The organism is Streptomyces sp. NPDC044984, assembly GCF_040646935.1.
GTDB lineage: Bacteria > Actinomycetota > Actinomycetes > Streptomycetales > Streptomycetaceae > Streptomyces.
Genome location: NZ_JBEZBE010000031.1, coordinates 51,396 through 73,155, shown reverse-complemented (window position 1 = coordinate 73,155; position 21,760 = coordinate 51,396). Strand labels below are relative to the sequence as shown.

Here is a 21,760-nt window from a genome sequence, read left to right as displayed (position 1 = left end):
CGGTGCCCCGCGCCGGATTCAGAACAACCGCCCCTGCTCGTCGGGGGCGGCCCGGCGCGGGGTACGGCGCGGGCCGGGGCTCCGCACCGGGGCCTCGTCCCCGAACAGCGGCGCCGTGCCGTACTCGTCCGGCTCGGCCGGCACCACGACGGGGCCGGTTCCCACGTTGAGGCACAGCGGAGCGTCGAGGTCGAAGTCCCCGGGCGTCATGTCCGTCCAGTCGCGTTCCCGACGCTCACTCACCTACGCTCCGCTCCCCGTCCATCCGGCCAGGTTATCGGTCGTCCGGTGCCCCGAGAACGGCACGTTGCGCGACGCCGCCCGGCAGAGAGACGTAGGTCACACTCCCGTTCCGGTCACACGGGGCGGAGCCCGCCCGTCAGCGCTGTGTCACCACAGGGACCGGACAAGGACCGAACAGGAGATCATCATGGAAGCGCGCCTCGACCTCTTCGCCAGCCCCCTCGCGGCCAAGGTGCTGAAGCACATCAACTCGGCGGGCAAGGCCGTGGCGGACTCCGGGCTGCCGCAGGCCACCCAGGAGCTGGTGAAGATCCGCGCCAGCCAGATCAACGGCTGCGGCTTCTGCACCGACATGCACACCAAGGACGCCGCCGCGGCCGGGGAGACATCGGTCCGGCTCCACCTGGTCGCCGCCTGGCGGGAGGCCACGGTCTTCACCGAGGCGGAGCGCGCCGCCCTGGAGCTGACGGAGCAGGGCACCCGGATCGCCGACGCGGCCGGCGGCGTCGGCGACGCCGCCTGGGCGAACGCCGCCAAGCACTACGACGAGGACCAGCTCGTGGCCCTGGTCTCGCTGATCGCCGTCATCAACGCCTACAACCGCGTCAACCTCATCAGCCGGCAGCCCGCCGGCGACTACCGGCCCGGCCAGTTCGGCTGACCGGCCGCGCCCGCCCGGCCCGCGACGGGCCGGGGCGGGTGGTCCGGTCAGGCTTCCGCGCGCTTCGGCAGACGCCAGCCGGGCCGCGGGAAGTGGCAGGTGTAGCCGTCCGGGTAGCGCTGGAGGTAGTCCTGGTGCTCCGGCTCGGCCTCCCAGAACGGGCCGGCCGGCACGACCTCGGTCACCACGGCGCCCGGCCACAGCCCCGAGGCATTCACATCGGCGATCGTCTCCTCGGCGACGCGCTTCTGCTCGTCGTCGAGGTAGAAGATGGCGGAGCGGTAGCTCGTCCCGATGTCGTTGCCCTGCCGGTTCTTCGTGCTCGGGTCGTGGATCTGGAAGAAGTACTCCAGGATCGTGCGGTAGTCGGTGACGGCGGGGTCGTAGGTGATCTCGATCGACTCGGCGTGGGTACCGTGGTTGCGGTACGTCGCGTTCGGCACGTCACCGCCGCTGTAGCCCACCCGGGTGGTCAGCACACCCGGGAACGTGCGGATCAGCTCCTGCATGCCCCAGAAGCAGCCGCCCGCGAGCAGCGCCCTCTCCTCGTTCGTCGTCATCTTCGTCTCGCCCTTCTCCCACGTGTCCTGCGGCGTCCACCAGTGAGAACCGCACCGGAGACCCCATTGTTCCGGCCGCGCCACCGCCTTCGGACAGCGGGCCGGGCTGCGGCGCACCGACGCGTTCGCGCCCGCCCTCGCGGCGATGCCGGAAAAGGGACACGGGCGGTTTCCCGGGCCGCCTTCGCGCGGCGGTGAACCGCGCGGGCCTTCACCCGGGCGCCGGGCGTGCGGACGGCGCCGCATCGGCGGGCCCCGGGGCCCGGCGGGTTCAGGCGAGGAGCGAGATGCGGGCCGTGATGCTCTTGCCGGCCGGCTCCTGCCGTACGTGCAGGGCCTGGGCGACGGCCATCACGATCTCCAGTCCGTGCTGGCCCACCCGGCCGGGGTCCGCGTCCCGGGCCACCGGCGGCGCGGGGTTGCCGTCCCGGACGATCACCTCGACGGTGTCGCCGGCGACCCGCAGGTCGAGACCGACGGGGCCCGGAGCGTACTTGCGGGCGTTGGTGACCAGTTCACTGACCACGAGCTGGGTGATCTCCACCGCGCGGGTCGACACCGGCAGGCCGTCCTCGGCCCGCACCCGGGCCAGGAACGCGGCGGCGAGGTGACGCGCCTGGGCTATCCAGGTGCCGTCCTCGTCCAGGGCGTACGAAGCCCGCAGTCGCGGTGCGCCCGGCACCGTGTCCCCCTCGTCGACTGGAACTGATTCCATCCGGTCCGCCTTCACTCACCGATCACACCGCGCGACTACCCGCATCGCTCCCCCGCACGCCACTGAAGTGTGACAGGTACCTCAGACATCTCAGTCCGCCAGGTGCCTCTCCAGCCAGTCGGCGGCGGTCCGGCGGAACAGGCGGCGGTTGTCGGAGCGGCGGAAGTCGTGGCCCTCGTGGCGCAGCAGGAGGCGTTCCGCTTCCAGCCCGCGCTCCCTGGCGGCCCGGACGAACTGCTCGGACTCCCCCGGAGGCACGTTGGTGTCGTGCTCGCCGTGCACGGCGAGGACCGGGACCCGCAGGGCGTCGATCCGGCTCATCGGCGACAGCGCGCGCAGCAGTTCCCGGTCGTGCTCCGGGTGTCCGTACTTGTGGGCGGCGGACTGCGCGATCCAGGGTTCGGTCCCGGCGAAGAAGGTGGTGAGGTCCGACATGCCGCAGACCGCCACGCCGGTGCGGAACAGGTCCGGGTGCCACACCAGGGACGCCATCACCAGGTAGCCGCCGTACGACCGGCCCATCACGGCCATCCGCCGGGGGTCCGCCAGGCCCCGCACCATCACGTGCGCCGCGCAGTCCGCGACGTCGTTGATCGCGTCGAAGCGCCCGGCGCCCAGGTCCGCGTCGACGAAGGAACGGCCGTGGCCGGAGGAGCCGCGGACGTCGGGCGCGAACACGTCCAGTCCCCTGCCGAGCAGTTCGAGGTAGAGCGGTTCGAGCACCGGGCGTTCCTGTTCCTCCGGCCCGCCGTGCAGGTGCAGGACGCACGGTGCCGGTTCGCCGGGCGAGCGGCCCGGGGCACGGTAGTACCAGCCGCCCAGGACGAGGCCGTCGCGGGCCACGGGGCTCATGGGCATCGGCCGCACCGGCGTGCGGCCTTCGGGGAACGCGTCCTCGTCGCGCGAGGACCACGGGGTGCGCAGGGGCAGTCCGTGCGGCAGCCACCACACTCCGGGGTGGCGCCGGGACCCGGACAGCGCGACGACGGGGGCGTCGGGGTCGGCGGTGGGCGCGATGCGCGTGACCACCTCGTGGGGCAGGCCGACGGTCCGTGCGGCACCGGCGGAGGCGGACCGGGAGGACGGGACGCCGGCCGGGAAGTCGGGCGACCGGGCGGCGGTCAGCTCGGTCACCTCCAGTTCGCTGACGCCGCGCACGTTCCACGCCAGCACCGCGCTCCGCCCGTCGCGGCTCAGGGCGAGCAGCTCCAGGCCGCAGTCGGGGCGCTGGGCGGCCACCGCGGTGCCGAGCAGGTGTCCCCGCGGATCGAGGTGCGCGGCGACGAGGGCGGCGTGTTCGCGGTCGCCGTCGCTGCGCAGCCACACGGTGCCGGCGTCCGGTGAGAAGCCTCCGATCCACGGGTCGCCGTCGGCGACCGGCAGCGCGCAGGTCACCACCCGGTCGCCGGTGCGGACCACGAGGGCCTCGCGGCGTCCGCGGGGGCCCCGGTACACCAGGGCGAGCCTGCCGTCCCGGCTGAGGTCGCACACGCGCTGGTTGGCCGCGCCGCGTTCGCTCGCCAGCAGCACGGGTGCGGCCATGCCCTCGGGGTCGACGAGGTAGGCGGAGAGGGCCCTCGGTTCCGGCTCCTCGGCGGACGCCGTCCGGTCGCCGTCGACGGCCCCCGTGGTGAGGCCGGGCCGTGGTGCGCCGGGTTCCAGCAGCACGGCCCGGCCGTCGCGGCCCGCCCGGGCGGGGCGGGAGAAGCCGTCCGCCCCGGGGTGCGCGGCGAAGGGCCGCCCGGGCGGGGCGGAATCGGTGACGGTCACCGCGACCGCCGAGCCGTCGTGCTGCCAGCAGCCCAGGCGTGCGGAGGTGCCCGGTTCGCCGCCGGCCAGCAGGCGCCGCCCGGTGCCGTCGGGGCGTACGCACAGGACGCTGGTGAGCTCGCCGCCGTCCGGCGCCACGGTGTAGGCGATCCAGCGTCCGTCCGGGGACCAGGACACCTCCGTGACCGGATTCGGGTCGGCGTCGAGCCGGCGCACCTCCTCGCCGTCCACGGGGGCGGTCCACAGCTGCGGCACCCCGGCCCGGTCGCAGATGAAGGCGACGTGCCGGCCGCCGGGGTCGGCCGAGGGGTACCAGCAGCCGTGGACGGCCGGGGGCGGTACGTCGTACGGCGTCGAGGCGTCGGCGAGCGGGGCGGGCTCGGGTGCGGGAAGCGCCCGCGTGGTGGCGTCGGTGCGCGTCTCCACGGGTGTCAGCGGATGCCGTGCGTCTGCAGCCATGTCTCCAGCAGCGCGATCTGCCACAGCGTGTTCGCTCCTCGCCTGGTGCGGTGCGCGTCGGGTGCGGCGAGCAGTTCGGCGACGTACTCCTCGCGGAAGACGCCGCGGGCCCTGGCCTCGGGGGCGGCGAGGGTCTCGCGGACCCGCTGGAGGACGGGCCCGGCCATGTGCTTGATCGCCGGGACGGGGAAGTAGCCCTTGGGCCGGTCGACGACCCGGCGGGGCAGGACCTTGCGGCCGGCGGCCTTCAGGACGCCCTTGCCGCCGTCCGCGAGCTTCAGCTCGGGCGGGCAGGCGGCGGCCAGTTCGACCAGTTCGTGGTCGAGGAACGGCACCCTGGCCTCCAGGCCCCAGTCCATCGTCATGTTGTCGACCCGCTTGACCGGGTCGTCGGCCATCATCACGAGCGTATCGAGGCGGAGATCGGCGTCGAGCGCCGTCTCGGCGCCCTCGGTCGCCATGTGCGCGCGGACGAACTCGGCGGAGACGTCGTGGCCGGGCAGCAGGTCGGGGTGGACCATGGCTGCGAGATCGGCGTGCGAGCGGTCGGAGTAGGTGTCGGTGTACGCCTCGGCGGCACGCGGGCGCGGCACGTCCGCCATCCGCGCGTACCAGTGGTAACCGGCGAACACCTCGTCGGCGCCCTGGCCGCTCTGCACGACCTTGACCTCCTTGGCCACCTGCTCGGACAGCAGGTGGAAGGCCACCACGTCATGGCTCATCATGGGCTCGCTCATGGCGCGGACCGCCCCGTCGAGGGCGCCGGCGACCCGGTCGGAGGGAACCATCAGCTGGTGGTGGCGGGTGTCGAAGTGCCGGGCCACGAGGTCGGAGTAGGAGAACTCGTCGCCCTCCTCGTCGCCCTCGGACTCGAAGCCGACGCTGAAGGTCGCGAGGTCCTCCTGGCCCTCGCCGGCCAGCAGGGCGACGATCAGGCTGGAGTCCAGGCCGCCCGAGAGCAGCACGCCGACCGGCACGTCGGCGACCATGCGGCGGCGCACGGCGGTGCGCAGGGCGTCGAGCACGGCGTCGGTCCAGTCGTCGGCGCCGAGGCCGGCGTACTCGGGGCGGCGGGTGTGGGCGGGGTGCCAGTAGCGGTGGTCGCGGTGGCTTCCGTCGGGCTCGACGACCCGCACCGTGGCCGGGGGCAGCTTGCGTACGCCCGTGAGGACGGTGCGGGGCGCGGGGACGGTGGCGTGCCAGCTGAGGTAGTGGTGCAGTGCGACGGGGTCCAGCGAGGTGTCGACGCCGCCGGCCGCGAGCAGTGCGGGCAGGGAGGAGGCGAACCTCAGGCGTTCGGTCGTGCCGGACAGGTAGAGCGGCTTGACGCCCAGCCGGTCGCGGGCCAGGACGACGCGCCCGGTGTCCTGTTCGACGATCACGAAGGCGAACATGCCGTGGAAGTGCTCGACGCAGCCGGTGCCCCACTGCTGGTAGGCCTTGAGCACCACCTCGGTGTCGGACTGCGAGAAGAAGCGGTGGCCGAGCGCGCGCAGTTCGTCCCGCAGCTCGCGGTAGTTGTACACGCAGCCGTTGAAGACGCCGGCGAGACGGGCACGCGGGTCGGTCATGGGCTGGGCGCCGCTGTCCGACAGGTCGATGATCTTCAGTCGGCGGTGTCCGAGGGCCACGGGCCCCTGGGACCACAGGCCGCGTCCGTCGGGGCCGCGCGGTGCCAGCCGGTCGGTCGCGCGTTCCAGCGCCGCGATGTCCGGCTGCCCGCCGTCGAACCGGATCTCCCCGCAGAGGCCGCACATCAGTGGGCCCTCCTTTCCCTCGGGTACCGGTCCTGGGGCGGGGGCGAAGAGACGTGCGTGCTGCTGGGCATGACGGTGTGACACTCTCCTTGGTCAGGGGGTTGCGGACGCGCGTGAGGGGCCGGAGGGCCCGCGGTCCGTCCGGATCAGCCGGGTGTGCCCGGTGTCGTCGCCGAGTGGACGCGGGCCGGGGTCCGGCCGGCGCCGCGCGGGGTGCCCGGACGCCGGTGGCGGCGGCCGGAGGCGCCGGCCGCGAGGCGGTCGCCGCGGGTCTCGGCGACCAGCGTGTCGATGCCGGCGAGCAGGTCCTCGTCCCGGGCCACCCGCCGCAGCCGGTGCGCCGCGCTGCCCGTCGCGAGGGCCTCTTCGAGCAGCGTGCGCACGGTGGCGAAGTCACCGGAGGCCTCCAGTGCCGGGCGCAGCCGGTGGAGCATCCCGCGCAGCACCATGGGGGCCGGGGTCGCGCGGCGGGTCACCGGATCGACGAGCCGGCCCTCCAGGCCCGAACGCGCGGCACGCCAGGTGGCGGCGCGCAGCCACTCGTGGTGTCCGTCGCACCCGCGGTCCGCCCCGCGCTCCAGACGGTCGCAGGCGTCGCGCACCAGCGCACGGAACAGTCCGGCGACCAGCACCACGGTCTCGGCGCGCGGGCAGGCGTCGCAGACCCGCAGCTCCAGCGTGCGCTGGTGCGCCGACGGCCGTACGTCGTGGTAGAGCATCCCGGTGTCGCTGATGACGCCCGAACCGATCAGCTCGGCCACGGCGGCGTCGTAGTCGGCGGCGTCCTCGTAGCATCCCGCGGGGCCCGCGGTCGGCCACCGCTGCCACACCATGGTGCGCCAGCTGGCGTATCCGGTGTCGGAGCCGAGCCAGAACGGTGAGCTGGCCGACAGGGCCAGCAGCGGCGGCAGCCAGGGCGACACCAGGCACATGGCGCGTACCGCGGTGTCCCGGTCCGGTATGTCGACGTGCACCTGGGCGCTGCAGATGAGCTGTTCGTCGGCGACCCGGCGGTAATCGTCGGCCATGTGCCGGTAGCGGGGATCCGCGGTGATGTCGCGGGAGGTGACGCGGGCCAGCGGAACGGTGCCCGCGGCCACGACGGCCAGGCCGCAGGAGGACGCGGCGGCGTCCAGCCGGCGCCGGGCGCCGGACAGGTCCGCGTGGAGACCGTCGAGGGTGTCGTGCACCCGGCTGTTGCGCTCCACGGCCGACTGCTGCAGCTCACGGCTGAACCCGGATCCGCCGAGCCGGCCGAGCAGCGTGTCGGCCCGTGGTGCGAGCCGACCGCTCTCCACGTCCAGGACATGGAACTCTTCCTCTGCTCCGATACGCACCGTCACCGCTGTCCCCTTGCCGGTAGTCCTGAGCCGCCCCGCGCGGTTCCCGAGGTCACCGGCGGTGGATGCGGCGTGGTCCGGGTGCCCCGGATACGGGGACCGCAATCGGGACACGGTGCTCGGATGAGCGGCCGGGTCCTCCGCGGGTGCGCGGGAGGGGCGTCCCCCGCCGGGCTACACGCTGTCGCGGATGTCGAACCACTCGTCGAGGCCGGTCAGGTGCAGCAGTCGCCGCAGGTTGGCCGGCACAGCCACGAGGACCACGTCGGCACCGGCCGAGAGGACGTGGTTGCGGACGGCGATCAACGCGGTGATGCCGCTCGAGTCGCAGAACTCCAGCTTGCCCAGGTCCACCGCCAGGAGCCGCCCGGTCGGCAGGGTCGCTCCGTACGCGGCCTCGCGCAGCTGCCGCGCGTTGCTGTGATCGAGGTCACCGGCGACCTCGAGGGCGAGACCGGCGGGCGTGGGCGACTCGGTGATCGTCAAAGGTTTCATCGCGGGGTTCTGCATTCGGTGTCGGTGCGGGCGGGGAGGCCGATGGCGAGCAGGGCGGTGTCGTCGTCCAGTCCTTCGCCGAAACCCTTCAGCAGGTCCTTCAGGGCGTCGACCACGCGGTGGGGGCCCGAGGGGGCGAGACCGGCGGCGAAGGACTCCAGGGCCTCATAACCGTACAGCTCCCGGCCGGGGCCGATACGGGCCTCGGTGAGGCCGTCGGTGTACATCAGCAGGGTGTCGCCCGGGTGCAGGGTGGTGCGGACCTGGACGAACTGTGCCCCGGGCAGGACTCCGACGAGCATGCCGCCGCGCGTCGGGAGGTACTCCGCCCGGCCGTCCGCGCGCAGGACCAGCGCGGGAGGGTGGCCGCCGGAGGCCAGGCGGACCTCCACCGTGTCCCCCGCGCGTTCCAGCACACCGGCCACGACGGTGCAGTACCGCGGATCGTCGCCGGTGTACCGGTCCAGCAGGAGCGTGTTGAGGACACGCAGGTTGGCGACGGGATCGGCGTCGTGGAGCGCCGCGGCGCGCAGGGTGTAGCGGGTCAGTGAGGTCAGCGCGGCGGCCTGCGGCCCCTTGCCGCACACATCGCCGAGGAAGAAGGCGGAGCGGTCGTCGTCGAGCGCGAACAGGTCGTAGAAGTCGCCGCCCAGCTGGATCGGGGAGGCCGTGTGGTAGTGGCAGGCGGCCTCCACCCCGGGGAGGTCGGGCAGGGCCGCGGGCAGCAGGCTCTGCTGGAGCACGGCCAGCGCCTCACGCAGCGCCTCGCGGTCGGTCTCGGCCTGCCTGCGGGCCTCGTCGGCCGCGCGGCGGGCGCGCAGCAGTTCCTTCTCGTAGGCGCGCCGGGCCGTGGCGTCGAAGACGGTGGTCCGGATCAGCATTGGCTCGCCGCCGTCGCTGCGCCTGACCGTCGAGGTGACCAGCACCGGCAGCCGGGAGCCGGACGCGGTCCTCATCTCCAGCGCGATACCGCCGAGGTGTCCCTGCATGCGCAGCAGGGGGGCGAAATGCGTCTCGTGGTAGAGCTTGCCGCCGACGGTGAGCAGGTCGCTGAAGCGCATCCGGCCCACCACCTCGCCGCGGGACAGGCCGAGCCAGCCCAGCAGGGTCGCGTTGATCTTGGCGATGGTGCCGTCCATCAGGGTGGACAGGTAGCCGCACGGCGCCGACTCGTACAGGTCCTCCGCCGAGTCCTCCAGCAGCGCGCTGAACGCCGCGCGCGTGCCGGACCCGTCCGTGTCCGGTTCCTCCGGCCCCCCTGCCGCCCTGCTCATCGGCCTAGGGCCGACACGAACGCGTGGATCGCCGCGCTGGTGGCCTCCGGGGCGCTCAGCTGGGGGCAGTGGCCGGTGGCGGGCAGGGTGACCAGCTCGCTGCCGGGTATCGCGGCATGGACGTACGCGCCGACCTCCGGAGGCGCGATGACGTCCTGCTCGCACTCCAGGATCAGCGTGGGCACGGTCACGCCCGCGAGGTCCTCGCGGCTGTCGGACAGGAACGTCGTGCGCGCGAAGACCCGGGCGATGTCCGGGTCGGTGGCGCAGAAGCTGTTGGTGAGCTCCTCGCCCAGCTCGGGCCGGTCCGGGTTGCCCATGATCACGGGAGCCATCGCCGCCGACCAGCCCAGGTAGTTGGAGTCCAGGGACTCCAGGAGCTCGTCGATGTCCTCCGCGCTGAAGCCGCCGCGGTAGCCGTCCTCGTCGATGTAGCACGGCGACGGACAGACCATGACCAGGGAGCCGATCCGGTCCGGGGCCGCGGCCCGGGCCAGCACCCCGGTCATCGCGCTCACGGAGTGGCCGACCACGACCGCGTCCCGGAGATCGAGTTCCTCGCAGACCTCCACCACGTCACGGGCGTAACCGTCGAGGGAGGAGTAGCGCTCCTCCTGCCAGGCCGACAGGTCGGAGCGGCCCGCGCCCACGTAGTCGAAGAGCACCACCCGGAAGTCCCGGGCCAGTGCGGGCTCGACCAGCCGCCACATGTTCTGGTCGCAGCCGAACCCGTGCACCAGGACCACGGTGCGGCCGGAGGTGCGCCCGGTCACACGGATGTTGTTCCTGCGGTGGATGCCCATCCGTCCATGCTCGCACGCCGGACGGAAAAGGCCGTCGGCGCGCCCCGGGGAGCGCCCGGGGTACGGCGCCGGCCGTCGGGCCCGCGTCCGGGACGCCGGGGAAGCGGCGGTGAACGCGACCGGCCGGCGCCGTCTTTTACTAAAGTGATCGCGCCAGTATCCGGTGATCCGTGGATCAGTGAGGTAATCGCGCATCATGCCGACCGAAACGTTTGAGTTCCAGGTAGAGGCCCGTCAGCTGCTCCAGCTGATGATCCACTCGGTCTACTCGAACAAGGACGTCTTCCTCCGTGAACTCGTCTCCAACGCCTCCGACGCGCTCGACAAGCTGCGTCTGGCCAAGCTGCGGGACGACTCCCTCGACGCCGACGTCTCCGACCTGCACATCGAGCTCGAGATCGACAAGGACACCCGCACCCTCACCGTGCGGGACAACGGCGTCGGCATGTCGTACGACGAGGTCGGGCAGCTCATCGGCACGATCGCCCACTCGGGCACCGCGGAGTTCCTGCGGGAGCTGCGCCAGGCGCAGGACGGGGCCGGGGCGGAGGGGCTGATCGGCCAGTTCGGCGTCGGCTTCTACTCGGGCTTCATGGTCGCGGACGAGGTCACCCTGCTCACCCGGCGCGCGGGCGAGGGGCAGGGCACCCGGTGGACGTCGCGCGGCGAGGGCACGTACACCCTGGAGCGGGTCGACGACGCGCCGCAGGGCACCTCGGTCACGCTGCACCTCAAGCCGGCCGACCCCGACAACCAGCTGCACGACTACACCTCGGTGTGGAAGATCAAGGAGATCGTCAAGCGCTACTCGGACTTCATCACCTGGCCGGTCAGGCTCGTCGGGGAGACGGGCGAGGACGGCGAGGCGGCCGGGCCCGAGACGCTGAACTCGATGAAGGCGCTGTGGGCGCGCTCGCGCGAGGAGGTGTCCGAGGAGGAGTACCACGAGCTGTACAAGCACATCGGCCACGACTGGCGCGAACCGCTGGAGACCATCCAGCTGCGGGCCGAGGGCACCTTCGAGTACCAGGCCCTGCTGTTCCTCCCGTCGCACGCCCCGCACGACCTGTTCACCCAGAACTTCAGGCACGGGCTGCAGCTGTACGTGAAGCGCGTCTTCATCATGGACGACTGCGAGGAGCTGCTGCCGCCGTACCTGCGCTTCGTCAAGGGTGTGGTCGACGCACAGGACCTCTCGCTGAACGTGTCCCGCGAGATCCTCCAGCAGGACCGGCACATCCGGATGATGCAGCGCCGGCTCACCAAGAAGGTGCTGGCCACGGTCAAGAGCATGATGACGGACGACGCCGAGCGGTACGCCACGTTCTGGCGGGAGTTCGGCGCCGTGCTGAAGGAGGGCCTGGTCACCGACCCCGACAACCGTGACGCCCTCCTCGCGGTGGCCTCGTTCGCGACCACGCACGGGGACGACGGCACGACCACGCTGCGGCAGTACGTGGAGCGGATGCCGGACGGGCAGGACGACATCTGGTTCATCACCGGTGAGTCCCGGGAGAGCATCGACAACTCGCCGCACATGGAGGCGTTCCGGGAGCGCGGCATCGAGGTGCTGCTGCTCACCGATCCCGTCGACGAGATGTGGGTCGACGCCGTGGGCGAGTACGAGGGCAAGCGGCTGCGGTCGATCGCCAAGGGCGAGGTCGACCTCGGCGCGCGGGAGGACGACAAGGGCGAGGGCGAGCGGGAGCAGCAGGCCGAGGAGTACGCGGGTCTGCTCGGCTGGCTGCGGGAGCGGCTGGAGGAGGACGTCAAGGAGGTGCGGCTGTCCACGCGTCTGACGGTGTCCCCGGCCTGTCTCGTCGCTGACGCGAACGACCTCACGCCGGCGCTGGAGAACATGTACCGGGCCATGGGCCAGGAGGTGCCGCGCACGAAGCGCATCCTCGAACTCAACCCGGACCACGCGCTGGTGAAGGGCCTGAACGAGGCGTACGGGGAGCGCGAGGACCGTTCGGACCTCACCGACACGGCCGAACTCCTGTACTCCCTGGCCGAGTTGGCGGAGGGCGGCCGGCCGAAGGACCCGGCGCGCTTCGTGCGGCTGATGGCGGACCGGCTGGAGCGCACCCTGTGACGCGCCCGTAGGTCACCGGCGCGCCGGTTCGGCCGTCCCCGGCCTCCGGGCGGCCGCCCGGAGGCGCCGGCCGCGGCGGGTCGGGCCCCACGGCTTGAGGACCGAGATCACCGTCATGAAGACGTAGGCGGTCAGGGAGACGACCGGCCCCATCAGGACGTCGCCCCCGTCGGGCAGGGGATGCCCGGCGGACACGGCCGCCGCGGCCGCGTTCACGCCCGGCCGCAGCACGAAGGCCGTGGCGGTGGTCGTGGCCAGGGTCAGCCAGAACTTCGTCCACACCCAGCGGTGCCTCGCCAGTCCCCAGGACGTGCCCAGGGACAGGACGAGCCCGCTGGTGAGCGTCAGGAGGGCGACCGGCAGCAGGAGCCAGTCCGCGAAGAGCTTCATGGCCCGGACGGACGCCTCCACCGCGGCCGCGGATCCGGTGGTGTTCGCGGTGACGCCGAGCGCGAGCAGCCCGGCGGTGAGTCCGAGCCAGCCGGCGGAGGCGAGGACGTGGACGACGAGGTGGGCCCGGCGTGCGGGTCGGCTGAGTTTCACCCGGCCCACGGTGCCGGGCCCGCGCCGCGCGGACATCTGACGGCGGGAGTAATCCCGCGTACCGACGTCGGCGTACGCCGGACGCGGTCAGCGCTCGCGCAGCCGGCCCAGCCCCGTCAGGGTGCGCCGGGCCGCGTCGGCCAGCCGGGGATGGCCGCGCACGAAGCGGTGGGCGGCCCGCGCCGGCTCCCGGCCCAGCCGGTACGCGGCCCCGCCCGGTCCCGGACGCACCACGGCGCCCTCGTAGACGGGGAGTTCGCGGGTCTTGAGGGAGTCCTTGTAGCGGGCGGGACCGCTGCCCAGGTCGACCATGCGGATGCCGTCGGCGGCGGCCGCCCGGAGCATCCGCAGGTGCAGCACCAGTCCGGGTGAGTACCGGCCGTGGTCGCGGTCGTACGCGGGGAACCACCAGGACAGCACCGTGGCCGAGCGCAGGCCGAAGTGCGCGGCGACGGGGCGGCCGCCGGCGTACAGCACGGAGAGCAGTCCGCGGCACTCGGGATCGTCGCCGTGCGCCAGCAGGTCCACCAGCCGGGTGATCCACTGCTGGGCGAACCGGTCCCGGCGGCCCGTCCGCCGGTACTGGGCGGATTTCCAGCGCATCAGCGCCCGTAAGGCCTCCGGGTCCCGGCTGTCGTACACGAACCGCACCTCGCCGACCTGCCGGGCGAGCCTGCGTTCCTTGGCCAGGGTCTGCTTGAGGAAACCGGGGGAACGGGCGCGCAGCCCGTCGGTGTAGTGCTCGTGTCCCCGGTCCAGGTCGATGACCGGGCTCGCCAGTTCCTCGACGGCGTGCGGCACGAAGAGGTGCTGGCCGGCCTCCAGGTTGTCGAACTCCCAGGAGGAGAGCGCGCAGGCCGCGAGCAGGGTGCGCGGGTCGAGCCGGAGGCCCGGGCGCAGGACGGCGCCCTGGCTGTCCGACACTCCCAGGCCGATGGCCCGGCCCTGGCCCAGCGGCCCCTTCTCGTACGGGAGGAAGCCGACCGGGGCCCCGTCGTCCTGCAGGACGGCCACCCTGGCGCCGGGCCTGACCTGTCCGACGGCCGTGGTGAACGCCGGATCGAGGAACGGGTTCTCCGGCGCGCCGGACTCCGCGCGCAGCTGTCTCCACGTCTTGTGCTCGCTCGGCCCGAGTTCGTCGGGCCGCACCACGAGAACGCGCTTTCCCTGCATGTGTGCCTCCTGTGTCGTCATGGTCTCCGGGACACGAGAAGACCTGCTCGTCGCCGTGGACCGGCTCGGGGAGCACGCGGCGGGCAGCACCCGGCCGCACGGCGCAGGCCTTGGGCGGTACCGCGGTCGCTCAGCAGCGGAATGTCTGCAGGCCGGCGGCGACGGGGGCCGGATCGGCCGGACCCCGGCCCCGTGGCGGTCCCACCGGGTACGGCCGGGGAGCGGATCGTCGCTGCGCGGTGGCCGTCGACGCGGTCCCGGCCGTCGGGTGGACGGTGCCGACCGCTCCGGCCGCTCCCGAGGCCCTCGGCGGGCGGGCGACGGGCCGGTGGGGGGAGGCGTCGCCCTCTCCGGGGAAGGGCGTTCCGGCGGTCTCGGGCGTTCCGGCGGTCTCCGGCGTTCCGGCGGTCTCCGGCGTTCCGGCGGCCTCCGGCACCGCCTCGGCCGGCTCGTCGTGCCGGTCCTGCGCCGGCTGGTTCTGCTGTGCTCCGGGGTGCGCCGGGGCGGGCCGGTCCGCTGCCGGCGCCGGGGAGCACAGGGTCAGGAGGAGCACCGAGGCCAGCAGTACGACCGCCGCCGCCCATCGAGACCGCACCGGTCACCCCTTCGGCATGCGTCCGGCGGGGGTGGGTACACCGGGTCGGCGCCGGGCGGGCCCCCCACGCATGTGCGCCCGGCACGTCTTCCAGTAGCGCCGAGCACGCCCCGCTCCGTCAAGTCCTCCGCGTCACGAGGCGGCGCACTCGGTGCACACCGGTCGCGGTGCTTCCCGCGGGCCCCGCCCTTCACACCGGAGTGCGCGACCCGGCGGGCGGCGAGGGCGGCACCCGTTCGTCCGTCCGTCCGTTCGGGCGGGCTCCCGACGCCGGGATGATGTTTCGGCCGGAACCTCGGCGTGTCCGCGGCCGACTCCGGGCACCTGTGATCGGTGACCTCCCCCGACTACCTCTTCGCCCTGCTCGGAGCCGGTGCCCTCGGCGCGGCCGTGCTGCCCCGGCTGGTGGCCCGCAGACCGCTGTCGTTGCCACTGGTGTTCCTCGTCTGCGGAATCGCCCTCCAGCTGTCGCCCCTGCCCGTTCCCGGCATCGACCCGGTGTCGGACCGGACGTGGGTGGAGCACGTCACCGAGATCTGTGTGATCGTCTCCCTCATGGGCGCCGGTCTCGCCCTGAACCGGCCGTTCGGCCGCCGGAGCTGGCAGGGCACCTGGCGGCAGCTGGGCGTCACCATGCCGTTGACCATCGCGGCCGTGGGTCTCCTGGCCTGGGGCCTGCTCGACTGGCCGCCGGCCGCCGCGCTGCTGCTGGCGGCCGTGCTGGCGCCGACCGATCCGGTGCTCGCCTCCGAGGTGCGGGTGGGCGCGCCCACGGACTCCGAGCACGACGAGGACGAGGTGCGCTTCACGCTGACCGGCGAGGCGGGGCTGAACGACGGCCTCGCCTTCCCCTTCGTCCTGGCCGCCGTCGCCCTCGCCGCCGCGGGCGGACGTCCCACCGGTGGCGGGATCGCCCACTGGGCGCTGGTCGACGTGCTGTACAAGTGCGCGGTGGGCGTGTCCGCGGGGCTCGCCGTCGGCGCGCTGCTCGGGTGGCTGTTCTTCCGGGCGGGCCGGCGGGCGATGCGGCTGTCCGAGCACCGGGAGGGGTTCGTCGCCCTCGGCGCCACGTTCCTCGCCTACGGGGTGACGGAGCTGCTGCACGGCTACGGCTTCGTGGCCGTGTTCGTCACCGCCTGCCGGATCCGTGCGGCGGAGCGCGCCCACGGCTACCACATGGTGCTGCACGATTTCGTGGAGCAGGTGGAGCGGCTGCTGACCGCCGTACTGCTGTTCCTGCTCGGTGTGTTCGTCGCGCAGGGCGGGCTGGCGTCGCTGACCTGGCAGGGGGCGGTCGTGGGGCTGCTGCTGCTGGTGGCGGTCCGGCCGCTGACCGCGTGGGCCGCCCAGTTCGGTACGTCCGCCGGCCCCCGGGAGCGGGTGGTGATCGCCTTCTTCGGGGTCCGCGGCATCGGCTCGCTGTTCTACCTGGCGCACGCACTCGGCTCCACCGGTTTCGGCGTCCCGGCCGAGCGGTTGTGGGCGGTGGTGACCTTCACGGTGCTGGCGTCCGTCGTACTGCACGGGGTGAGCGCCACCCCCGTCATCTCGCGCCTCGACCGGCTGCGGACCCACCGGGCACGGGCGGCCGGCGCGGGACCGGAGCCGGGCGAGGACGAGGTGGCGGGCGAACGGCTCTGACCGCTCCCCGCCCAGGGGGACGCACGGCTCGGGCCGCCTTCCGGAGCAGCGCTCCGGGAGGTCTCGAGCCCTCGGCTCCGGCCGGTGCCGGACGCGGCGCCCAGGGCACCCGGGAATCGGCCTCTGCATTGGCATAGACCTGACAGCACTCGGCTCGCTAAGCTCTGCTCGACTCAGCCTGAGAGCGCTCTCACACTGCGGTTGTTCCACCCCCACCTTGCTGGAACGACGAAGGACACCTTCCATGGGACGCACCAGACTCACGCATGCCGGCGTGGCCGCCCTGCTCGTGATCGGCAGCTGGACCGCGGCCGGCACCCTGCCGGCCGCGGCACAGGACGCCCCCGACTCCCCCACCGCCCGCGCCGCCGACTCCGCGCCCGCCTCCGCCGGCCTGCTGGAGGCGATGCAGCGGGACTTCGGGCTGACCCGCGCCGAGGCGGAGGACCGGCTGGCCGCCGAGCGCGAGGCCACCGGTCTCGCGCCCCGAGCCCGGGAGACCGCCGGATCCGCCTACGGCGGCGCCTGGTTCGACGCGAAGAGCGAGAAGCTGACCGTGGCCGTCACCCCGGACGCCGACGCCCCGACGGTACGGTCCCTGCGCGCGTCCGGCGCGGCCGTCCGCACCGTCGAGCACAGCGCACGGCAGCTCGACGCGGCCAAGTCCCGCATCGACCGCCTTGACGCGCCCTCGGGCGTCAGCAGCTGGGCCGTCGACCCGGCCGCCAACACGGTCGTCGTGAACGTCGTCGCCGACCAGCGCGCCGACAACGATGTCCGCGCCTTCGTGGACGAGGCCCGCGAGGCCGGCCCGGTCACCGTGCGGACCGTGGCGGCCCCGGCCGAGACCTTCGCCGCCGGAACGGTGGGCGGCGACCCGTACTACACCGGCAACGTCCGCTGCTCCATAGGCTTCTCGGTGCACGGCGGCTTCGTCACCGCAGGACACTGCGGCGGCGTCGGCGGCCAGGTCAGGGGCTGGGACGGCTCGTACATCGGCAACTTCCAGGGCTCCTCGTTCCCGGAGAACGACTACGCCTGGGTGAACGTGGGCAGCGGCTGGTGGACGGTGCCGGTGGTGCTCGGCTGGGGCACGGTGTCGGACCAGCTGGTGCGCGGCTCGGCGGAGGCTCCGGTCGGCGCCTCGATCTGCCGCTCCGGCTCCACGACCCACTGGCACTGCGGCAGGGTCCTGGCCAAGAACGAGACGGTCAACTACAGCCAGGGCGCGGTGCGTCAGATGACGAAGACCAGCGTCTGCGCCGAACCGGGCGATTCGGGCGGCTCGTTCATCAGCGGTGACCAGGCGCAGGGCGTCACCTCCGGCGGCTGGGGCAACTGCTCCGGCGGGGGCGAGACCTGGTTCCAGCCGGTCAACGAGATCCTCAACCGCTACGGGCTGACGCTGCACACGGCCTGACCGGCCACGACCGGGAGCGGGCCCCGCCGGACGACCGGCGGGGCCCGCTCTCGCGTGCGGCCGGAAGTTCACCCCTCGCAAAAGTTACCGTGCCGTAACTTACTCATGGGTTACCGGTGGTAAGTAAGCGCTGCTAGTTTCCGGTTCACCTTCCTGGAGCAGAGCGAGGAGTGAGCCGTGAGCCGTATCAGCAGCGTGCTGACCACCGTGGTCGCCACGACCGCCTGTGTCTGCGCGTCCGCGCCGCCCGCCGCCGCGAGCGACCCCGTGGTGTCGCGGGGCGTCACCATCCCCGCCTTCTACACCCCGCCCGCCGAACTGCCCGCGGACGACGGCGTACTGGTCCGCCACGAGCCGCTGCGCCTCGGGCTGAGCCTGCCCGGACTGGACGGCCGCACCCTGCCCGGCACCGCGACCCGTCTGATGTACACCTCCACCGACTCCGGCGGGCAGCGGGTCGCCGTCACCGGCGCCTACATCGAGCCGTCCGCCGACTGGAAGGGCGAGGGGCCCCGCCCCCTGGTGGTCGTCGGCTCGGGAACCATGGGACAGGGCGACCAGTGCGCGCCCTCGCTCGCCCTGCAGCACCCCCTGACCCTCAACGGGCGGACCGTGTCGTTCGGCTACGAGAACCTGGCGGTCTACCGGCTGCTCGCCACCGGGGCGGCCGTCGTCGTCACCGACTACGTCGGCCTCGGTGCGACCGACCGGCTCCACACCTACGTCAACCGCGTCGACGAGGGGCACGCCATGCTCGACGCCGCCCGCGCCGCGCACTCGGTGCCGGGCGCGTCCGTCACCGGGGAGTCCCGCGTGGCCCTGTACGGCTACAGCCAGGGCGGCGGGGCCAGCGCCGCCGCGGCCGAACTGCACCGCTCCTACGCACCCGACGTGCGGCTCGTCGGCACCTACAGCGGGGCGCCGCCCGCCGATCTGACCGAGGTCATGAAGGGCATCGACGGGAGTGCCCTGGCGGGCGCGCTGGGGTGGTCGATCAACGGGTTCGCCCAGGCGGAACCGGAGGTGCGCGCGGTCGTCGAGGAGAACATCAACGCCACCGGACGCGCCGCCCTGGAGGACGTCGCCACCGCCTGCGTCGGTGACGCGATCCTCGGCCACGGCTTCACCAAGAGCACCAAGTGGACGAAGAGCGGCAGGTCCATCGCCGAGGTCATCGCCGGCGAGCCCGCCGCCCAGGCCGTGCTGGACGAGCAGCGCATCGGGACGACGAAACCGACCGGGCCGGTCCGGGTGGCCACCGGCGTCCAGGACGACATCGTCCCGCACGAGCAGGCACGGCAGCTGGCGGTGGACTGGTGCGCCAAGGGCGGCGACGTCACCTACAAGGCGGTCCGGCTGCCCAACCTGGGCGACAAGCTGCTCACCAACCACCTGGCACCGCTCATCACCGACCAGGGCGACGCGGTGGCCTGGCTGACGGACCGGCTCGAGGGCGAGCCGGCGGGGTCCGACTGCGGGAGCCTGCCGGCACGGCGCTGAGACACCCGCGAACGCCGCGAGCCCCGTCCCGGGATTCCGGGACGGGGCTCGTGCTGGAGCGCCGGGCAGGCCTTGCACCTGCATCTCCCCGCAGGAAGCGGGGCGTCTTTCCTTGGACCACCAACGCACGGCCGGGCTGCGGGTGGTCCCGCCGCCGTGACGTGCCTCAACCATAGCGGTATTCGCCTCAGTAGTCACATCAGTCACATGAGCGCTGGGGCGGGAGGCATCCCGTGCGGGCGTCGGACGGTCCGTCAGTCCCTGATCAGGACGGCTCGCGGCGCCGGTACCGGCTGCCCGGCGACCGCCTGGGCGAAGTTGTCCTCGACCTCCGCCTTCTCCGCCGCGTTCGGGTACGGGTTCGTGCACGCCACACCCGCGGAGGACCCGGACATCAGACTGGAGCAGGGCCCGGGCTTGCGGTCGGGCAGGCCCAGGATGTGACCGAGCTCGTGGGACGAGATGCGGACCGTGTTGTATCCCTGGTTCACGGCCTGGCGGCCGATGTAGACGGTGCCGTTGCCCAGGGAGCCGGGCAGGGCGCGCGGCCAGCCGTTGTCCGCCAGGACCCGGATGTTGGCGCGTTGCCCGGACGCCACCGGGCGCAGTTCCACGGCGTCGACGCTCTCGTTCCAGATCGCCGCGCCCCGGTCGACCGCGGACCGGAACTCCGCGGAACCGCTCGCGTCGTAGGTGAGCACCCGGGCGGCGACCGGTCGCGCGGTCTCGTCGGACGGCGCGGCCGCGGCCTGGCCGCCCAGCAGGGCGAAGGACAACGTGACGACCGCGGCCAGGCCGCCGGTCACCTTGCGAACGTGCATGGTCGACCTCCATGTGGGGGAAAGGCAGTCGTGCACATGACACACCTGGCGTTCCTGCCCCACCGGCACGGCCGCCAATCCCTCATTCCGGCCGGCCCGGGCGAGAAGCGGTACCGCCGCATGCCGGGGAAGGGACCGGCTGGACTTCCCGGTCACTCGGAGAGACCGTGGGCGGGAGTCCACACCCTGCCACGGGACACCCCCGTCCGCACCACCGGAGACACCCCGATGAACCACGTCAGCGATCCCGGGCGCTACGACGGCACCATGCGCTACCGGCGCACCGGCCGCTCGGGACTCGACCTCCCCCTGCTGTCCCTGGGCTACTGGCACAACTTCGGCGACGACAGGCCGTTCGAGACGCAGCGCGAGATCGCCCTGCGCGCCTTCGACCTGGGCATCACCCACCACGACCTGGCGAACAACTACGGCCCGCCCTACGGCTCCGCCGAGATCAACTTCGGCCGGCTGGTGAAGCGGGACCTCGCGCCGTACCGGGACGAACTGGTGGTCTCCACCAAGGCCGGCTGGGACATGTGGCCCGGCCCGTACGGCCGGGGCGGCGGCTCCCGCAAGTACCTGCTGGCCTCGCTGGACCAGTCGCTGCGGCGCATGGGCCTGGAGTACGTGGACGTCTTCTACTCGCACCGGCTGGACGCCACCACTCCGCTCGAGGAGACGATGGGCGCCCTCGACACGGCGGTCCGCCAGGGCAAGGCCCTCTACGTCGGCATCTCCTCGTACGACGCCGAGCGCAGCCGCGAGGCCGCGGCCGTCCTCCGGGAGCTCGGGACCCCGCTGCTGATCCACCAGCCGTCGTACAGCATGCTGAACCGCTGGATCGAGACGGACGGCCTGCTGGACGCGGCCCAGGAGGAGGGCTTCGGGGTCATCGGTTTCACCGCGCTCGCCCAGGGGCTGCTGACCGGGCGCTATCTCGAGGGCGTGCCGCAGGACTCGCGGGCGGCGGCCGGCACGTCGTTCGACACGAAGTGGCTGACCGACGACATGCTGCACCGGCTGCGCGCCCTGGACGGCATCGCGGCCCGGCGCGGGCAGACCCTCGCACAGATGGCGCTGGCCTGGGCCCTGCGGGACCCGCGGGTCACCTCGCTGGTCATCGGCGCGTCCCGCACCGAACAGCTGGAGCAGAACGTCGCCGCGCTGGAGAACCTCGGCTTCAGCGACGAGGAACTGGCCGAGATCGACACGTACGCCACCGACGGCGGCGTCGACCTGTGGCGCGAGGCCCGGCTCGGCACGCTGGGCTGAGTCCCCGGGGCCGCCGTGAGGTGTGCGCCGCCGCGGAAGGGGAACTGCGGTGCGGTGAACCGCTTGACCCCCACCGTTCGGACGACCCCATGCAGACCTTTCTGCCGTACCCCGACTTCTGCGAGTCGGCGCTGGTTCTCGACCGGCGTCGGCTCGGCAAGCAGCGGGTCGAGGCGCTCCAGGTGCTGCGCGGCCTGATCGTTCCGGGCTACGGGTGGCGCCGCCATCCCGCGGTCCGCATGTGGACCGGCTACGAGGAGGCGCTGGTGCGGTACGGCCTGGACGTCTGCCGGGTCTGGCGGGACCGGGGCCACCAGGACAGCTGCGCCGCCACCCTCGTCGCCGACCTCGCCGGCGTGCGGCCCGGAGCACCGGTGCGCGGCCAGCGGGAGCTGGCCGAGGCCGGTGAGCTGCCGCCCTGGCTGGGGGACGACGCCGTGCACCGCAGCCACCGCTCGGCGCTGGTCCGCAAGGACCCGGCCGTCTACGCGGAGCTCTTCCCCGGGGAGCCGGACGACCTGCCGTACGTCTGGCCGTCGTCCGACCGCGATCCGGAGGCGGCCGGCGGCTGACCCCGGCGTCCCCCCGGGGGTCCTCCGGGGGACGCCGGGGTCAGCCGGCCG

The 21,760-nt window shown here is 73.3% G+C and carries 20 protein-coding genes; 7 read left to right on the top strand and 13 right to left on the bottom strand.

Annotated elements, in window-relative coordinates; translation table 11 throughout:
* Window positions 1-18: 18 nt before the first annotated feature.
* Window positions 19-243, bottom strand: a complete 225-nt coding sequence (locus tag AB0A94_RS29100) for a hypothetical protein (RefSeq protein WP_361748887.1) — start codon at window positions 241-243, stop codon at window positions 19-21.
* A gap of 187 nt (window positions 244-430) precedes the next feature.
* On the opposite strand from AB0A94_RS29100, the gene AB0A94_RS29095 reads away from it, so the two are divergent.
* Window positions 431-904: a carboxymuconolactone decarboxylase family protein gene (locus AB0A94_RS29095; protein ID WP_361748886.1), complete on the top strand. Its 474-nt coding sequence runs from the start codon at window positions 431-433 to the stop codon at window positions 902-904.
* A gap of 47 nt (window positions 905-951) precedes the next feature.
* Here the strand turns inward: AB0A94_RS29095 and msrA are convergent, their stop codons facing one another.
* From msrA to AB0A94_RS29055, 8 genes are all read right to left on the bottom strand, one after another.
* Window positions 952-1,464, bottom strand: coding sequence for a peptide-methionine (S)-S-oxide reductase MsrA (gene msrA, locus AB0A94_RS29090; protein ID WP_361748885.1), 513 nt, complete (start codon window positions 1,462-1,464; stop codon window positions 952-954).
* 271 nt (window positions 1,465-1,735) lie between these two features.
* Entirely contained in the window at window positions 1,736-2,179 is a 444-nt protein-coding gene (locus AB0A94_RS29085) for an ATP-binding protein (protein ID WP_361748884.1), read from the bottom strand.
* 90 nt (window positions 2,180-2,269) lie between these two features.
* Window positions 2,270-4,408, bottom strand: a complete 2,139-nt coding sequence (locus AB0A94_RS29080) for a prolyl oligopeptidase family serine peptidase (protein ID WP_361748883.1) — start codon at window positions 4,406-4,408, stop codon at window positions 2,270-2,272.
* Window positions 4,381-6,165, bottom strand: coding sequence for an N-acetylglutaminylglutamine amidotransferase (locus AB0A94_RS29075; protein ID WP_361748881.1), 1,785 nt, complete (start codon window positions 6,163-6,165; stop codon window positions 4,381-4,383). The genes AB0A94_RS29080 and AB0A94_RS29075 overlap by 28 nt, the downstream gene beginning before the upstream one ends.
* A 146-nt stretch (window positions 6,166-6,311) precedes the next feature.
* On the bottom strand, window positions 6,312-7,508 hold the full coding sequence (locus tag AB0A94_RS29070; protein WP_361748880.1) for a glutamate--cysteine ligase: 1,197 nt from the start codon (window positions 7,506-7,508) through the stop codon (window positions 6,312-6,314).
* Window positions 7,509-7,679: 171 nt separating this feature from the next.
* A complete protein-coding gene (locus tag AB0A94_RS29065) occupies window positions 7,680-8,000 on the bottom strand; it encodes an STAS domain-containing protein (RefSeq protein ID WP_361748879.1) in 321 nt (106 codons plus the stop codon).
* On the bottom strand, window positions 7,997-9,274 hold the full coding sequence (locus AB0A94_RS29060) for a SpoIIE family protein phosphatase (protein ID WP_361748878.1): 1,278 nt from the start codon (window positions 9,272-9,274) through the stop codon (window positions 7,997-7,999). The genes AB0A94_RS29065 and AB0A94_RS29060 overlap by 4 nt, the downstream gene beginning before the upstream one ends.
* Window positions 9,271-10,077 carry an alpha/beta hydrolase gene (locus AB0A94_RS29055; protein ID WP_361748877.1) on the bottom strand — a complete coding sequence of 269 codons (807 nt, stop codon included), beginning with the start codon at window positions 10,075-10,077 and terminating at the stop codon, window positions 9,271-9,273. The genes AB0A94_RS29060 and AB0A94_RS29055 overlap by 4 nt, the downstream gene beginning before the upstream one ends.
* A gap of 196 nt (window positions 10,078-10,273) precedes the next feature.
* Here AB0A94_RS29055 and htpG point away from each other — a divergent pair, with 196 nt between their 5' ends.
* The gene (htpG, locus tag AB0A94_RS29050; RefSeq protein WP_361748876.1) at window positions 10,274-12,172 is read left to right on the top strand and encodes a molecular chaperone HtpG; all 1,899 of its coding nucleotides are present in this window, start codon (window positions 10,274-10,276) and stop codon (window positions 12,170-12,172) included.
* A 12-nt stretch (window positions 12,173-12,184) separates the two neighbouring features.
* On the opposite strand, the gene AB0A94_RS29045 is transcribed toward htpG, so the two are convergent.
* The 3 genes from AB0A94_RS29045 to AB0A94_RS29035 form a co-directional block, all read right to left on the bottom strand.
* Window positions 12,185-12,751 (bottom strand): DUF2269 domain-containing protein, encoded by a 567-nt coding sequence (locus tag AB0A94_RS29045; protein ID WP_361748875.1) that lies wholly within the window; start codon window positions 12,749-12,751, stop codon window positions 12,185-12,187.
* A 51-nt stretch (window positions 12,752-12,802) separates the two neighbouring features.
* Entirely contained in the window at window positions 12,803-13,888 is a 1,086-nt protein-coding gene (locus AB0A94_RS29040) for a GNAT family N-acetyltransferase (protein ID WP_361748874.1), read from the bottom strand.
* A 130-nt stretch (window positions 13,889-14,018) separates the two neighbouring features.
* Window positions 14,019-14,483 (bottom strand): hypothetical protein, encoded by a 465-nt coding sequence (locus tag AB0A94_RS29035; RefSeq protein ID WP_361748873.1) that lies wholly within the window; start codon window positions 14,481-14,483, stop codon window positions 14,019-14,021.
* Window positions 14,484-14,816: 333 nt separating this feature from the next.
* On the opposite strand from AB0A94_RS29035, the gene AB0A94_RS29030 reads away from it, so the two are divergent.
* The 3 genes from AB0A94_RS29030 to AB0A94_RS29020 all read left to right on the top strand — a co-directional run bounded on the left by AB0A94_RS29030 (window position 14,817) and on the right by AB0A94_RS29020 (window position 19,044).
* Window positions 14,817-16,124, top strand: a complete 1,308-nt coding sequence (locus tag AB0A94_RS29030; RefSeq protein WP_361748872.1) for a cation:proton antiporter — start codon at window positions 14,817-14,819, stop codon at window positions 16,122-16,124.
* Between the two features lie 244 nt (window positions 16,125-16,368).
* Complete coding sequence (locus AB0A94_RS29025) at window positions 16,369-17,544, top strand: alpha-lytic protease prodomain-containing protein (protein WP_361748871.1); 1,176 nt, start codon at window positions 16,369-16,371, stop codon at window positions 17,542-17,544.
* Between the two features lie 177 nt (window positions 17,545-17,721).
* Window positions 17,722-19,044, top strand: a complete 1,323-nt coding sequence (locus AB0A94_RS29020; protein WP_361748870.1) for a lipase family protein — start codon at window positions 17,722-17,724, stop codon at window positions 19,042-19,044.
* Between the two features lie 254 nt (window positions 19,045-19,298).
* Here the strand turns inward: AB0A94_RS29020 and AB0A94_RS29015 are convergent, their stop codons facing one another.
* Window positions 19,299-19,865: a snapalysin family zinc-dependent metalloprotease gene (locus AB0A94_RS29015; RefSeq protein WP_361748868.1), complete on the bottom strand. Its 567-nt coding sequence runs from the start codon at window positions 19,863-19,865 to the stop codon at window positions 19,299-19,301.
* Window positions 19,866-20,093: 228 nt separating this feature from the next.
* Between AB0A94_RS29015 and mgrA the strand changes: the two genes are divergently transcribed.
* Both mgrA and AB0A94_RS29005 read left to right on the top strand, forming a co-directional pair.
* Window positions 20,094-21,137, top strand: coding sequence for an L-glyceraldehyde 3-phosphate reductase (mgrA, locus tag AB0A94_RS29010; protein ID WP_361748867.1), 1,044 nt, complete (start codon window positions 20,094-20,096; stop codon window positions 21,135-21,137).
* Between the two features lie 89 nt (window positions 21,138-21,226).
* A complete protein-coding gene (locus tag AB0A94_RS29005; RefSeq protein WP_217134122.1) occupies window positions 21,227-21,709 on the top strand; it encodes an MSMEG_6728 family protein in 483 nt (160 codons plus the stop codon).
* Window positions 21,710-21,760 lie beyond the last annotated feature (51 nt).

Coding starts and splice junctions, on each gene's coding strand:
- AB0A94_RS29085 (WP_361748884.1), bottom strand. CDS start 2,179: ATGGAATCAGTTCCAGTCGACGAGGGGGACACGGTGCCGGGCGCACCG.
- AB0A94_RS29015 (WP_361748868.1), bottom strand. CDS start 19,865: ATGCACGTTCGCAAGGTGACCGGCGGCCTGGCCGCGGTCGTCACGTTG.
- AB0A94_RS29095 (WP_361748886.1), top strand. CDS start 431: ATGGAAGCGCGCCTCGACCTCTTCGCCAGCCCCCTCGCGGCCAAGGTG.
- AB0A94_RS29040 (WP_361748874.1), bottom strand. CDS start 13,888: ATGCAGGGAAAGCGCGTTCTCGTGGTGCGGCCCGACGAACTCGGGCCG.
- AB0A94_RS29075 (WP_361748881.1), bottom strand. CDS start 6,165: ATGTGCGGCCTCTGCGGGGAGATCCGGTTCGACGGCGGGCAGCCGGAC.
- AB0A94_RS29055 (WP_361748877.1), bottom strand. CDS start 10,077: ATGGGCATCCACCGCAGGAACAACATCCGTGTGACCGGGCGCACCTCC.
- mgrA (WP_361748867.1), top strand. CDS start 20,094: ATGAACCACGTCAGCGATCCCGGGCGCTACGACGGCACCATGCGCTAC.
- msrA (WP_361748885.1), bottom strand. CDS start 1,464: ATGACGACGAACGAGGAGAGGGCGCTGCTCGCGGGCGGCTGCTTCTGG.
- AB0A94_RS29025 (WP_361748871.1), top strand. CDS start 16,369: ATGGGACGCACCAGACTCACGCATGCCGGCGTGGCCGCCCTGCTCGTG.
- AB0A94_RS29065 (WP_361748879.1), bottom strand. CDS start 8,000: ATGAAACCTTTGACGATCACCGAGTCGCCCACGCCCGCCGGTCTCGCC.
- AB0A94_RS29005 (WP_217134122.1), top strand. CDS start 21,227: ATGCAGACCTTTCTGCCGTACCCCGACTTCTGCGAGTCGGCGCTGGTT.
- AB0A94_RS29045 (WP_361748875.1), bottom strand. CDS start 12,751: ATGTCCGCGCGGCGCGGGCCCGGCACCGTGGGCCGGGTGAAACTCAGC.
- AB0A94_RS29060 (WP_361748878.1), bottom strand. CDS start 9,274: ATGAGCAGGGCGGCAGGGGGGCCGGAGGAACCGGACACGGACGGGTCC.
- AB0A94_RS29080 (WP_361748883.1), bottom strand. CDS start 4,408: ATGGCTGCAGACGCACGGCATCCGCTGACACCCGTGGAGACGCGCACC.
- htpG (WP_361748876.1), top strand. CDS start 10,274: ATGCCGACCGAAACGTTTGAGTTCCAGGTAGAGGCCCGTCAGCTGCTC.